Source organism: Salinibacterium sp. NK8237 (assembly GCF_015864955.1).
In the GTDB taxonomy this organism is placed as follows: Bacteria; Actinomycetota; Actinomycetes; order Actinomycetales; family Microbacteriaceae; genus Rhodoglobus.
Genome location: NZ_JADYWE010000001.1, coordinates 1,275,746 through 1,290,445 on the forward strand (window position 1 = coordinate 1,275,746; position 14,700 = coordinate 1,290,445).

6 protein-coding genes are annotated in these 14,700 nt (G+C 58.7%); 3 read left to right on the forward strand and 3 right to left on the reverse strand.

All coding sequences use genetic code 11. The annotated features are described in order from the left end of the window. Nucleotides 1–29 precede the first annotated feature (29 nt). From I6E56_RS06225 to speB, 3 genes are all read right to left on the reverse strand, one after another. Nucleotides 30–3,911: a DNA-directed RNA polymerase subunit beta' gene (locus I6E56_RS06225; protein WP_197136751.1), complete on the reverse strand. Its 3,882-nt coding sequence runs from the start codon at nucleotides 3,909–3,911 to the stop codon at nucleotides 30–32. A 44-nt stretch (nucleotides 3,912–3,955) separates the two neighbouring features. After that, entirely contained in the window at nucleotides 3,956–7,480 is a 3,525-nt protein-coding gene (gene rpoB / locus I6E56_RS06230; RefSeq protein ID WP_197106487.1) for a DNA-directed RNA polymerase subunit beta, read from the reverse strand. Nucleotides 7,481–7,691: 211 nt separating this feature from the next. Further along, nucleotides 7,692–8,705 carry an agmatinase gene (gene speB, locus I6E56_RS06235; RefSeq protein ID WP_197136753.1) on the reverse strand — a complete coding sequence of 338 codons (1,014 nt, stop codon included), beginning with the start codon at nucleotides 8,703–8,705 and terminating at the stop codon, nucleotides 7,692–7,694. A gap of 191 nt (nucleotides 8,706–8,896) precedes the next feature. On the opposite strand from speB, the gene I6E56_RS06240 reads away from it, so the two are divergent. The 3 genes from I6E56_RS06240 to I6E56_RS06250 all read left to right on the forward strand — a co-directional run bounded on the left by I6E56_RS06240 (nucleotide 8,897) and on the right by I6E56_RS06250 (nucleotide 14,653). Next, a complete protein-coding gene (locus I6E56_RS06240; RefSeq protein WP_197136755.1) occupies nucleotides 8,897–12,730 on the forward strand; it encodes a hypothetical protein in 3,834 nt (1,277 codons plus the stop codon). Nucleotides 12,731–12,873: 143 nt separating this feature from the next. Beyond that, the gene (locus I6E56_RS06245) at nucleotides 12,874–13,740 is read left to right on the forward strand and encodes a spermidine synthase (RefSeq protein WP_197136756.1); all 867 of its coding nucleotides are present in this window, start codon (nucleotides 12,874–12,876) and stop codon (nucleotides 13,738–13,740) included. Between the two features lie 349 nt (nucleotides 13,741–14,089). After that, on the forward strand, nucleotides 14,090–14,653 hold the full coding sequence (locus I6E56_RS06250) for an alternate-type signal peptide domain-containing protein (protein ID WP_197136757.1): 564 nt from the start codon (nucleotides 14,090–14,092) through the stop codon (nucleotides 14,651–14,653). The last annotated feature ends 47 nt before the right edge of the window (nucleotides 14,654–14,700 follow it).

The window sequence follows — 14,700 nt, forward strand, 5'->3', positions numbered from 1 at the left end:
GTATCACCCTGAGGTGATGCCGAGACTACTTAGTTGTAGGTTCCCGGCGTGGAATCATTCGAGCTGAAGCTGTCGAAGTCGACGAAGCTCAAGTCGCTCTCGGTGAGGCTTGCATCATCAGCGAAGATGCGGTTGGGGTAACGTTCGGCTTTCGCCTCTTCCGTTGCCTCGACCGATACATCGCGGTAGCGCGGCAATCCCGTACCAGCCGGGATGAGCTTACCGATGATGACGTTCTCCTTGAGTCCCATGAGCGGGTCGGACTTGCCTTCCATGGCCGCCTGCGTAAGAACGCGGGTGGTCTCCTGGAACGACGCAGCCGACAGCCACGACTCGGTTGCCAGCGAAGCCTTGGTGATACCCAAGATCTCCTGACGCGCGGATGCCGTTGCCTTGCCCTCGGTGAGAACACCGCGGTTGAGCTCGTTGTACTTCGAACGGTCAACCAGCTCACCCGGAAGGAGTCCGGTGTCACCGTGGTCAACAACAGTCACCTTGCGGAGCATCTGACGAACGATGACCTCAATGTGCTTATCGTGAATCGGTACACCCTGTGAGCGGTAAACGCCCTGGACACCATCGACGAGGTGCTGCTGAACGGCACGGACACCGCGAACTCGTAGAACTTCCTTCGGGTCAACGTTTCCGACGTGCAGCTGCTTGCCGAGTTCTACGTGCTCGCCATCCTCGATGAGGAGGGTTGCGCGACGCAGGATCGGGTAAGCGATGGGCTCGTCACCATTGTCTGGCGTGAGGATCAGCTTGCGACTGCGGTCAGTGTCTTCGATCGTGACGCGACCAGCGGCTTCTGCAATGGGGCTTGCACCCTTAGGGGTACGAGCTTCGAAGAGTTCCGTTACGCGGGGAAGACCCTGCGTAATGTCGTCTGCCGAAGCAACACCACCAGTGTGGAAGGTACGCATGGTCAGCTGGGTACCGGGCTCACCGATCGACTGTGCGGCGATAATTCCGACAGCCTCACCGATGTCAACGAGAAGTCCCGTTGCGAGCGAGCGGCCGTAGCAGACTGCACACACACCAACAGCGGACTCACACGTGAGCACCGAACGAACCTTGATGCTGTGAACACCAGCAGCAACGAGCTTCTCGAGCAGAACGTCTCCGACGTCTGCACCAGCAGCAGCGACTACATCGCCCTTGTCGTTGGTGGCTTCCGCAGCAAGGCTGCGAGCGTAGACCGAGTTCTCAACGTTGTCATCGAGGATCCACTTGCCATCAGCGTTCTGCGCTGCGATCGGCATGTCGAGTCCCTTGCGGGTGCCACAGTCGTTTTCACGAATGATGACATCCTGCGACACGTCAACGAGTCGACGCGTGAGGTATCCCGAGTCTGCAGTACGCAGTGCGGTGTCAGCCAGTCCCTTACGAGCACCGTGAGTCGAGATGAAGTACTCGGCTACGGTCAGGCCCTCCTTGTAGGAGTGGACGATCGGGCGAGGAATGATCTCACCCTTCGGGTTCGATACCAGACCACGCATACCGGCGATCTGACGAACCTGCATCCAGTTACCACGAGCACCAGACGACACCATGCGGTTGATGTTGTTGTCGGTGCGGAAGTTGGACTGCATGGCAGTCGCTACTTCTGCGGTTGCCTTGTTCCAGATCTCGATGAGCTCCTGACGACGCTCGGCGTCGGTCGTGAGTCCCTTCTCGAACTGGCCCTGAACCTTGGCTGCGATCTTCTCGTAGCGGCCAATGATCTCCGGCTTAGTCGGCGGGGTCACGATGTCAGACAGCGCAACAGTTACACCGGAGCGAGTAGCCCAGTGGAATCCAGCATCCTTGATCGCGTCAAGTGCTGATGCAACATCCACCTTCACGTACCGCTCAGCGAGGTCGTTGACGATAGCCGAAATCTGGCCCTTGTCAGCGAGTGCCTCAATGTACGGGTAGTCCTTCGGAAGCGCCTCGTTGAAGAGGGCACGACCGAGGGTCGTCTCCATGAGCTTGGACTGGCCCTGAACGAAGCCCTCAGGGGCATCTTCTTCAGAGAGGTACACGTTGTCGAGACGCAGACGCACCTTGGCGTTGAGGTCAAGCGAGTGCTGATCGAACGCGAAGATCGCTTCAGCAACCGACGAGAACGCACGGCCTTCGCCAGCAACGTCTTCCTTGAGCGTGGTCAGGTGGTGCAGACCAATGATCATGTCCTGTGTGGGCAGAGTCACCGGGCGACCGTCAGACGGCTTGAGGATGTTGTTGCTTGCGAGCATCAGGATGCGAGCTTCGGCTTGTGCTTCAACCGACAGCGGAAGGTGAACAGCCATCTGGTCACCGTCGAAGTCAGCGTTGAACGCAGCACAGACGAGGGGGTGAAGCTGGATAGCCTTACCCTCAACGAGCTGAGGTTCGAATGCCTGGATGCCCAAACGGTGCAGTGTTGGTGCACGGTTCAGCAGCACGGGACGCTCGCGAATGATCTCTTCGAGTACATCCCAAACCTGCGGACGTGCACGCTCAACCATGCGCTTAGCGCTCTTGATGTTCTGGGCGTGGCTCAGGTCGATCAGGCGCTTGATAACAAACGGCTTGAACAGCTCGAGAGCCATCTGCTTCGGAAGACCACACTGGTGCAGTTTGAGCTGCGGTCCAACGATGATCACCGAACGACCGGAGTAGTCAACGCGCTTTCCGAGGAGGTTCTGGCGGAAACGACCCTGCTTACCCTTGAGCATGTCGCTCAGGGACTTGAGGGCACGGTTACCAGTACCGGTGACGGGGCGACCACGACGACCGTTGTCGAACAGTGCGTCAACGGCTTCCTGAAGCATGCGCTTCTCGTTGTTGACGATGATCTCGGGAGCACCGAGGTCAAGGAGTCGACGCAGACGGTTGTTGCGGTTGATCACACGACGGTAGAGGTCGTTGAGGTCGGAGGTCGCAAAACGGCCACCATCCAGCTGAACCATCGGGCGCAGCTCCGGAGGAATAACCGGAACAACGTCGAGCACCATCGCGGCCGGCGAGTTGCCAGTCTGAAGGAACGAGTTGACTACACGCAGGCGCTTGATGGCGCGGATCTTCTTCTGACCCTTGCCGTTAGCGATCTGGTCGTGCAGTTCAACGCTCTCGAGAGCAAGGTCGAAGGCCTGAAGGCGCTTCTTGATTGCCTCGGCACCCATGAATGCTTCGAAGTAGCTACCGAAACGGTCCTGCAGTTCCTGGAAGACAGAGTCTTCAGGCTTCAGGTCACCGATCTTGAGGGTGCGGAAGTCTTCCCACACGCGCTCAAGCTGAGCGATCTGCTCATCGATCGACTTGCGCAGCTGAGACATTTCTTTCTCAGCAGCATCCTTGACACGACGCTTCTGGTCGGCCTTCGCACCCTCTTCTTCAAGAGCGGCGAGGTCTTCCTCGAACTTGGTCAAGCGGTCGGCGATGCGGGAATCGCGCTGGCCCTCAAGCGTCTTGATTTCGAGACGGATCTCGTTCTCAAGCGCAGGCAGGTCAGCGTGACGGCCTTCTTCGTCAACCGAAATGATCATGTATGCAGCGAAGTAGATGACCTTTTCGAGGTCCTTCGGTGCCATGTCAAGCAGGTAACCGAGACGGCTCGGAACACCCTTGAAGTACCAGATGTGGGTAACCGGAGCAGCAAGCTCGATGTGGCCCATGCGCTCACGGCGCACAGCCGACTTGGTTACTTCAACACCACAGCGCTCACAAACGATGCCCTTAAAGCGGACACGCTTGTACTTGCCACAGGAGCACTCCCAGTCGCGCGAAGGTCCGAAGATCTGTTCGCCGAACAGACCATCTTTCTCCGGCTTGAGTGTGCGGTAGTTAATGGTCTCTGGCTTTTTTACTTCACCGTGCGACCAGCGACGAATGTCGTCGGCGGTAGCGAGACCGATTTTGATTTCATCAAACGCGTGAACGTCGAGCAATTTATCTTCTCTCTTCGAAAGTTCTGCAGTCGTGGTCGGTCGAGTTAAATCTCGTCAACAGACGAGGACTCGAACCGCGCGGAAATGTTGATGCCCAACTCTTCAGCGGCACGGAACGCTTCATCGTCCGTGTCGCGCAGGTTGACCGTTGAACCGTCGGCCGAAAGAACTTCGACGTTGAGGCACAGCGACTGCATTTCCTTGATAAGAACCTTGAAGCTCTCGGGGATACCGGGCTCCTGAATGTTCTCGCCCTTAACGATGGCTTCGTATACCTTGACGCGACCGAGGATGTCATCCGACTTGATCGTCAGAAGCTCCTGCAGAGCGTATGCGGCACCATAGGCCTCAAGCGCCCACACTTCCATCTCACCGAAGCGCTGTCCACCGAACTGAGCCTTACCACCGAGTGGCTGCTGAGTAATCATGGAGTACGGACCGGTTGAACGAGCGTGGATCTTGTCGTCAACGAGGTGGTGCAGCTTGAGGATGTACATGTAACCGACCGAAACGGGAGCCGGGAACGGCTCACCCGAACGACCATCGAACAACGGGGTCTTACCCGTGTGGTCGATGAGACGAACGCCGTCACGAGTAGGAGTCGTGGAGTCAAGAAGACCCGCGATTTCCTCCTCGTAAGCACCGTCGAATACAGGGGTAGCAACCTTGGTTCCTGGTGCAGCGCTGAACGCTTCCTCAGGAAGGTTCTTCGCCCACTCCGGCTTGCCTTCAACTTCCCAACCCTGCTTCGCAACCCAACCGAGGTGAGTTTCGAGAACCTGACCGAAGTTCATTCGACCGGGGATACCGAGCGGGTTCAGGATGATGTCGACCGGGGTTCCATCGGCCAAGAACGGCATGTCTTCGACAGGCAGAATCTTGGAGATAACACCCTTGTTGCCGTGACGACCAGCGAGCTTGTCACCTTCAGTGATCTTGCGCTTCTGGGCGATGTACACAACAACACGCTGGTTGACGCCAGAGCCGAGCTCGTCATCGTTGTCTGCGGAGAATTCCTTGACAGCGATGATCGTGCCCTGCTCGCCGTGGGGAACCTTCAGCGAGGTGTCGCGAACTTCGCGGCTCTTCTCGTTGAAGATGGCACGGAGCAGACGCTCTTCAGCCGAAAGCTCAGTCTCACCCTTAGGCGTGACCTTGCCAACGAGGATGTCGCCTGGGCGAACCTCAGCACCGATACGGATGATTCCACGCTCGTCGAGGTCAGCCAAAAGTTCTGGGCTGACGTTCGGCAGATCGCGCGTGATCTCTTCCTTACCGAGCTTGGTGTCGCGAGCATCCACTTCGTATTCTTCGATGTGGATCGACGACAGTACGTCATCCTTGACCAGGTTCTGGCTCAGGATGATCGCGTCCTCGAAGTTGTGACCCTCCCACGGCATGAATGCCACGAGGAGGTTCTTTCCGAGGGCAAGCTCGCCGTTCTCGGTAGCAGGACCATCAGCGATGACCTGACCAACTTCGACGCGCTCTCCGGCGCTAACGATGACACGGTGGTTGTAGCTCGTGCCCTGGTTAGAGCGGTCGAACTTGCGCAGGAAGTATTCCTGCGTTCCGCCCTCATCGAGCTGAACAACAACGACGTCTGCTGAAACCTCAGAGACAACACCAGCCTTGAGCGTGGTGACAACGTCACCAGAGTCAATTGCGGCGAAGGCTTCCATACCGGTTCCAACAAGCGGGCTCTCGCTGCGCAGCAGCGGGACAGCCTGACGCTGCATGTTGGCACCCATGAGTGCGCGGTTTGCATCGTCGTGCTCGAGGAACGGGATGATCGAGGTCGCTACCGACACCATCTGGCGCGGCGAGACATCCATGTAGGCAATGTCTTCAACGGGAACGAGGTCAACCTCGCCACCCTTCTTACGTGCAAGCACGCGAGGCTCAGCGAACTTCATGTCCTTCGTGAGCGGTGCGTTTGCCTGCGCGACGATGTAGTCGTCTTCGTCGCTTGCAGTCAGGTAGTCGATGGTCGTCGAAACAACGCCGTCAATGAGGCGACGGTACGGGGTCTCGATGAAACCGAATGCGTTAATACGTGCGAACGATGCGAGCGAACCAATCAGACCAATGTTGGGGCCTTCAGGAGTCTCAATCGGGCACATACGGCCGTAGTGAGAAGGGTGAACGTCTCGAACTTCAACACCAGCGCGCTCACGGCTCAAACCACCTGGGCCCAGCGCCGAAAGGCGACGCTTGTGGGTCAGTCCCGCGAGCGGGTTGTTCTGGTCCATGAACTGCGAGAGCTGCGACGTTCCGAAGAACTCCTTGATCGCGGCGACGACGGGGCGCACGTTGATCAGGGTCTGCGGGGTGATCGCTTCGATGTCCTGTGTGGTCATGCGCTCGCGAACAACACGCTCCATACGGCTGAGGCCGGTACGAACCTGGTTCTGGATGAGCTCACCAACAGCACGGATACGACGGTTGCCGAAGTGGTCGATGTCGTCAATGTCGAGACGAACGGCAACCTTCTTGCCATCGCGGACGCCCTTAACACTGGCTACACCGCTGTCGCTTACCGAAACGTTGGGTGCCGAAGTGTCGTGAAGCGAAACCATGTACTTGATGGTCGCGATGATGTCTTCAACGGTGAGCACCGACTCTTTAATGTCAGTGTCGAGACCGAGCTTGCGGTTGATCTTGTAACGACCAACCTTCGCGAGGTCATAACGCTTGGAGTTGAAGTAGAAGTTGTCAAGAAGCGCACGTGCGGCTTCAGCAGCAACCTGCTCGCCGGGGCGAAGCTTGCGGTAGATGTCCTTGAGGGCCTCTTCCTTGGTGAGGATGTTGTCCTTCTCCAAGGTGGCTTCGATCGACGGGAAGCCCTTGAACTCCTCGAGGATCTCTTCGCTGGACAGGCCGAGGGCCTTCAGGAAGACCGTGACCGACTGCTTGCGCTTGCGGTCGATGCGAACGCCGACCTGGTCGCGCTTGTCGATCTCGAACTCAAGCCAAGCACCGCGGCTCGGGATGATGCGAGCCGAGTAGATGTCCTTGTCGGACAGCTTCTCGGGCTGGCGGTCGAAGTACACACCAGGCGAACGAACGAGCTGCGAAACAACTACGCGCTCGGTGCCGTTGATGATGAAGGTACCGCGAGCGGTCATGAGGGGGAAGTCGCCCATGAAAACGGTCTGAGTCTTGATTTCACCGGTGAGGTGATTCATGAACTCAGCGTTTACGTAGAGAGGCGCAGCGAAAGTCTTGCCGCGCTCCTTGCACTCGTCAATCGAGTACTTGGGTTCTTCAAGCTCAGGATCAGTGAACGACAGTTGCATCGTCTCGCCGAGGTCTTCAATCGGTGAAATCTCTTCAAAGATTTCATCGAGACCACTACGAGTCGGCAGATCGGTACGACCGGCGGCAACACCGTCAGTTACACGGTTCTTCCAGATGTCGTTTCCGACGAGCCAATCAAAGCTCTCGGTCTGCAAGGCGAGCAGATCGGGAACCGTGAGCGTGTCAGTGATTTTTGCGAAAGAAAGCCGCGAAGCTGAGCGGCCGTTTTTCGGGGACTTATTGGTGGACGCATCGCGCGCAGCAGCCAAGGAACAACCTCCGTGAACCCCGTCGGGTTCGTCTGTCAAGATAATTGACGGTCGGTAATGAAATGCTCACCAGAAACACCCCGCCGCTATACTCGGGGCACCCAGCTGTCCGCAATATGACCGCTTAATTTGTCTGGGAGCGCAAGGATCTACTATAAGCCTCGATGCCGCGCCGTGTCCACTCGATTCTTGACCTAAATCGCAAATTCGACTAGGGGTTTGCTGTGAGTCCCGAATTGCGCTTCTTCGCAGCCATCGCTCCGAATGCCTCCCAGATGAGCCGGTGGGCGTTATTCACCGTGATGTCGGCGTGGTCGTAGGCCGGCGCGACCTCCATGACATCGAAACCCACGACATCCGTTTCGAGCACAATCTGGCGGATGATGCGCAGCAAATCGATGGGCGCGAAGCCGCCGGGCTCTGGCGTTCCTGTCGCTGGCGCAAAGCCGGGGTCGAGCACATCGATGTCAATCGAGATATAAACCTTGGATGCTCGAGCCTTCGCCGCCGCAATGATCTCGGGAATCATCTCCTTGACGCCGCGCTCCCAAAACTCTTGCATCATGAAGTGCTTGAGACCGTTGTCGCGCATCCACTTTTGATCTTCTTCTCCCGGCCAGTAGCCGCGCAGGCCGACCTGCAAGAAATTGGGGCCAGGGATGGCGCCCGATTCGATGAGACGCCGCATCGGGGTTCCGTGGCTGGCGAGGTTGCCCTCGAGGATGTTCGCGGTGTCGGCGTGAGCATCGAAATGAATCATGACCACATTGCCAAAACCGTGGTGCTCAGCAACCGCGGTCGCTGCCGGCCACGTGATGGAGTGATCTCCGCCAATAATGAACGGGATGATGCCACGACTGGCAACCTGCGAGACGCGATCGAAAATGGCCACCCTCGATAGCTCCCACATTCCGTGACTCGTAATGGCATCCCCGTAATCAACAACGTCGAGGTGGTCGAAGATCTCGACACCGAGATCGAGGTGATAGGTGCCGGGGTCGTAGGCGCTGGCGCGTAAAGCGCGAGGTCCGAAGCGGGCACCGGGGCGGTTTGTGGTGCTGTCATCCCACGGGGCACCGACGACCGCGACATCCGGCCTCCACGAATCAAGCTGCTCTGGCTCGCTCAGCATTGGGCGCATTCCGAACGTTGCCGGCCCGACATAGGACTGCGCGTTCAATTGCGCCTGCAGGTGCGGAGGGAGTTCACGATTCAGATCGACCATGGTTCACGGTAGCGCGCCGAGCTCGGCTCTCTCCTCAAGAAAATGAAGAAAGCATTGTTATGAGATGTTATACGTCATATGATTACGTCGTCTTGTTGAGAGGTGTTCAATAAGGAGCACTTCCTGCTGGCAGGAACTTGGAGGCAACGATGCTGTCCTGGCGAAAAAATCGTCATTCGGGAACTCGAAAGGTGTTAGTAGGGGTCGCAATCGCTACCCTCGTCACCTCATATACGGCGGTCGCGACTACCGCCGCCACGGCTGCAGACGACGACACGATGATCTACGTCGCTCCTGCAGCAGGAGACTCTGGCGCCGGAACTGCCGCTGATCCCGTCTCACTGGCCGGGGCGCGTGACATCGTGCGCACGATTAACAGCAGCATGAGCTCCGACATCGTCGTCGTGCTGGAAGATGGAACTTATCGTCTGAACGAAACTCTGGCGCTCACTGCAGAAGACTCCGGGTCCAATGGCTACGCCGTGAGGTGGACGGCAGCTGATGGTGCAACACCGGTCATATCCGGCTCCGACGCCATCACGGACTGGACCGAGTACGACGAGACCGCTGAAATCTACTCGGCGCCCGTTGACCCTGACGCCGAGTCCCGAAATCTCTACGTAAACGATGCCAGCGCGATTCGAGCGCAAACCAAGTTCACCCGCCCCAGTACCGGATCATTCGTCGACGACGGCCTCGCCATGACCGACGCAATGGCTTTTCTGCGCGATCTCACTCCCGCAGAACTGGCAGCGACCGAACTTCGGGGAATCAACTCCTTCACCGATCGCTACAGCGGAGTCGAGGGCCTGAATGACGACGGAACGACGCTCCTGATGGAGCAGCCGGGATGGAAAAACAACACGTGGGGTTGGGATACTCTCGCGACGCCGTTTCATGAGAGCGGCTTCTACGCTGAAAACGCGCTTACATTTCTGAATAGCGACAACGAATGGTTCCTCGACACCGAGGCCGACATCCTCTACTACAAGCCGGCAAGTGGAGTGGATATGACCACCGCGTCAGTGGAGCTTCCGCGACTAGAAACACTGCTGACGATCGCCGGAAGTGTCGAGAATCAAGCCCACGACATCGACATCAGCGGCCTCACGTTCTCTGGCACAACCTGGAACGACCCGACGGAGACCGGCGGCTATGCAGACCAGCAGACCGGCGGCTATCTCTCCGTCGGCGATGACTACCCCAGCGAGGGCTACATCGACTTCGAGGCGTCACGCCCATTCTGGAAGCAGATTCCGTCAGCCGTGCAGATTGCGGCCGCAACGGATGTTGCGATCAGCGACTCCCGCTTCATCGGACTTGGCGCGAGCGGCCTCGGCATCGGCAACGATGCAACCGCCAACGATTCAGGCGTCGGCCTTGCCACGCAACGGATTTCAGTGACGGGCTCGAGCTTTACGGCCACCGGCTCCAACGCGATTACGATCGGCGGCATCGAACAGCAAGCCCATCACCCGGGAACGCTGGCCGACGGCACCCGCGACCCCAACGTCAGCGACGACACGGTGGCGCGCATGACGGTGTCCGAGATTGAAGTGTCGAACAACCGCATCTGGAACGCTTCTGACACGTACACGAGCGGCGTGGGCATCCTCATGACCTATGCCCAAGAATCGGTGATTGCGCACAACGATGTCACCGATATGCCCTACGGCGGCATCAATACCGGCTACGGCTGGGGTGCAAACGACGCCGGTGGAAGTTCCGAGTACGAGTCACGTGGCCTCTACGACCACCAGCCGCTTTTCTCGACACCGACTACCGCGAAGAACAATACGATCTCCGCAAACTACGTAGCCCGGTTCGGCCAGCGCCACACCGACCTCGGCGCGTTCTACAACCTGTCGGCAAACTTCGGCACCGTCTACGACGGCAACTACATCGTCGAAGAACGCAACCGAGCGTTTTATCCCGACGAAGGTTCGCGCGGCATGGAATTCAACAACAACGTCGCCATCAACGGCGATTGGTGGGGAGCAAACTTTCGGGCGCCGAACACAAGTGAACTTCACGGTACGGGCAATTGGATCAGTGAGGGGAACACGATCATGCGCGCAAACCGTGACACCCTCGTGGAAGCAACGACCTTCGAGCCAGCAGACGTCGTGGGCTGCGAGATCACAGCGATTCGGTACAACGCCGGCATCGCACCAGATATGCGCACCGCGGATGACACTGATCGTCCGTCAAGCGCGTGCCTCGATGTCTCACCCGAAACAAGCAACGGCGACACCGTGATTACGGCGACCTTTGAAGATATCGCCAACGACGTCACTGGCTTTTCCCTCGCCGCCGAGGTCGATGCTGGCTGGGTCGCTACCCCGACCGGTGACGCTGCACCCGCAACGCTCACCGCTGGCACGCCCGTGTCGGCAAGCTGGGCGATTTCGGCATCCGGCGCTCTGGAATCGGCGATCGAGACAACCAACGTCACTCTGGCCGCGCACTGGGATGGCGGCACCGGCGAAGCACGCATCGGAGTGTCGGTGGGCGGCGAGATCCAGTCGCCGTTCCGCGACACCGGCAATGGTGCCTATTTGGCTGGACAGCTGGGCGATGACTATGCCCTCTGGGAAGCCGGAGCCGACATGTGGGGCGTCAACCAGCACGATGACGACTACGCCTCCATTTATGCCGCCGACTCGTTCGGAGACGGATCGACCGTCAGCGCCACAGTCACGGCGCAAGAGCGCGTCGACGACTGGACGAAGAGTGGGCTCGTCGTGCGCAACGATCTGGCAACGCCGTTCTCTCCCGGCGGCTACGTCATTCTCGTTGTCACTCCAGGCAAGGGAGTCATCATGAGCGCCGACAGAGACAACGATGGCTTGCTCGACAAGAACGTGATCGCTGGCGGAGTTACCGCTCCAGTCACGCTCAAGATGACTCGCACCGACGACGTTGTTGAAGGTAGCTACTCAACCGACGACGGCGAAACTTGGACGAGCGTTGGCTTCGAAACCCTTTTCGGCGCCGATAACATGCTCGATACCGGACTCGTTCACGTCTCACATGGAGCAACAACGTTCAGCCGCGCTGACTTCACCAACTTCTCGATAACGCCCGAGCCGGCTCCAGCGACGCTAGCGTCGATCGAGGTCAGCGCCGCTCCAGCTGAGGCTACGGCCGGGCAATCAGTGCAGCTCACGGTGACCGGCACCGATTCCCGCGGGGCTTCGGTGGATGTCGATTCAGACGACGTTGTCGTTACAAGCGACATCGCATCGGATGCTGTTGCCGGCACATCGGTCGGTGTGAAGGACGCGGGCATCCACACCTTCACAGTACGGGCGGGTGAGCTCACTGCCACTACACAAGTCGAGGTCTCCAGTGCGGAGCTAACGGAGCTCTCGCTTGGCCTCCTGAGCGAGACCGTGCGGGCAGGTAACGCCGTTAGCTTCATCGTCACCGGCAAAGACTCCTTTGGCAATGCGATTGCGGTGCCCGCCGGTTCAGCAACTCTGTCGAGTGATGTGGAGTCGGATGCTGTGAGTGGAACGATGATCACGATGACCGAAGCCGGAAAGCGCACGATCACGGCAACGTGGGGAGGCATCACCACGACAGCGGAGGTTACCGTGACTGCCGCGGCCGCGGCCGAGTTGCAGATTTCTGTGCCAAGCGCATCGGTCGACCAAGGCGGCTCCGTCACTCTGAGCGTGACAGGACAGGATGAATTCGGCAACGCGGCGACTATCGATCCAGACGATGTGACGGTCACTAGCAACGTCGACACCGACGAGGTGGACGGGCTCACCGTGAGGTTCCCCCACGCGAGCCCGCACACGTTGACCATCACGGTCGGTGCGGTATCGACGACATTGCTCATCGAGGTCATCCCGGCCGCGGATTCCGCTGACGACACAGCCGCCGAGGCCAGCACAGGGCCTCTCGCGTACACGGGCCAAGGAGGGACAGGACTACTGGCTTTGATCGCTGGCCTGCTACTACTTATCGGCACTGGCGCGATAGTTGCCAAGCGGGTGAGAACACAGCGCAACTAATCACGGCTACCCCGAAGGCGTTGGGCAGGACCTGTTGTGGTCCTGTCCGACGCCTTCGTCGTTGCCTCCAGCCATTCCACCATTTCTGTTTCACACGAAACGACTGGCTGCAGCCGTTGCTCAGGTGTGGCAAAGTCAATGCCATGGCCGAGCACCCCAGCACCACCCTGAAACTAAGCGGCCACTATGCAGAAATTGCACCAGACAAGTGGATAGACGGCGCGTACACCCTCACGGTTGATGGCACCCCGCAATCCCACGTCAACATGGATGACCCCAGCGAGCTGTTCTTCGAATACGTGCAGCGCATGGGGCACGTCATCGATCAGCTCTCCGAGCCTGGCGCCCCGATCACCGCCGTCCACCTCGGTGGCGGCGCCCTCACCCTTCCCCGCTATGTCGAGGCCACGCGCCCAGGCTCACGCCAACAGGTCGTGGAGCTGGAATCGGATCTCGTGGACTTTGTTCGTAAGGAACTTCCATGGTCGAAGCGGGCATCCATCCGCGTTCGTCACGGCGATGCGCGTGAAGTGCTCGCGAAGTTTCCGGCGGGGATGCGCGGCGCCGTTGATCTTCTTGTCGTCGACGTCTTCAGCGGAGCCCGCACGCCAGCTCACGTCACGAGTGTCGAGTTCTATACCGAAGCGATGACTCTTCTCGCTCCCGACGGAATCGTTGTCGTGAATGTTGCCGATGGTCCGGGCCTCGCTTTTGCGCGTAGCCAAGCTGCCACCCTCAAGCACACGGTCGGTCATGTTGCAGCGTTGGCCGAGACCCAAATTCTCAAAGGACGCCGTTTTGGCAACATCGTGCTCGTGGGATCACCATCAGCACTGCCCCTGCATTGGATGCCGCGCCTTCTTGCGAGCGGTCCGCACCCCTCGAAAGTGATCGCCGGGGTCGAACTTTTCGACTTCATTGGCAGCTCTCCGGTGGTCACAGATGCCACTGCGGTGAAATCTCCACCCCCATCGAAAAATATTTTTCAGGTCAAACCGGGTAGAGGATAGACAGATCTGTCCCCTTGTACCCCGAATTTTCTGACACTTTCGGGGTACAAGCGTTGTACCCTTTCCGCGGGTTTTGATCGAAAACCCCGCAAAATCGGGGTATTTCGTCCCCCAAACGGGACGGTCTAGTCCCCCATGGTGCGGACAAGGGTTGCCCCCCATTACTGGGGCCTGTCCTCCATAGTGCGGACATGTAGGTTCGTCTTAGGAAGTTGAGCGCGAGCCCAAATAACTCGCGTTTGCTCAGTCCGAGATGCAGGAACCCGAAACCAGCAGACAGCTTCTGATAACCCGAACCACCCGAACCACACTCGTCCCGGCCTGCTTTGCTGCGCCGCGAAAGGAAATCATGAACAAGCTCGTTAAAGGCTCCATCGCAGGTGCAGCAGGAATCGCTCTTCTCCTCGGCGGTGCAGGAACGCTCGCTACATGGAACTCGATCGCAACCGTAAGCGCCGGAACAAACCAGAGCATCAACGCCGGAACGCTCGACATCGTTGCAGCACCCGGAACGATCACCGGAGATGGCTGGAAGCTCGGCACCAAGGCAACCGTGACATCACCCACGTTCAAGATCGTTCCCGGCGATACTTTCACGTACACCAAGACCTTCAACGTGACAGCAACCGGCGACAACCTCTCCGCAGCAATCGCCGTTGCACCCGCATCCGTCGCAGCTGTCAGCACCAGCGTTGACGCCGACGTCAAGCTCGCCGCTGCGATCGTCGCCACTGCGACCTTTACCGTCAACGGTTCACCTGCGACTTCGATCAGCCCAACAACCGGCACGCAGCCAGTAGTCGTGACCGTAACGATGAACTACCCGAAGAGCACGACTGCCGGAGCCGAGAACCTCTCGAAGCTCGGCGCTGTCTCGCTGAGCAACTTCGCCATCACGCTCACGCAAAACTAGTTTTACCCTGCGGGGTGTGCGGCCTGGGGGGACGCACACCCGGCAAT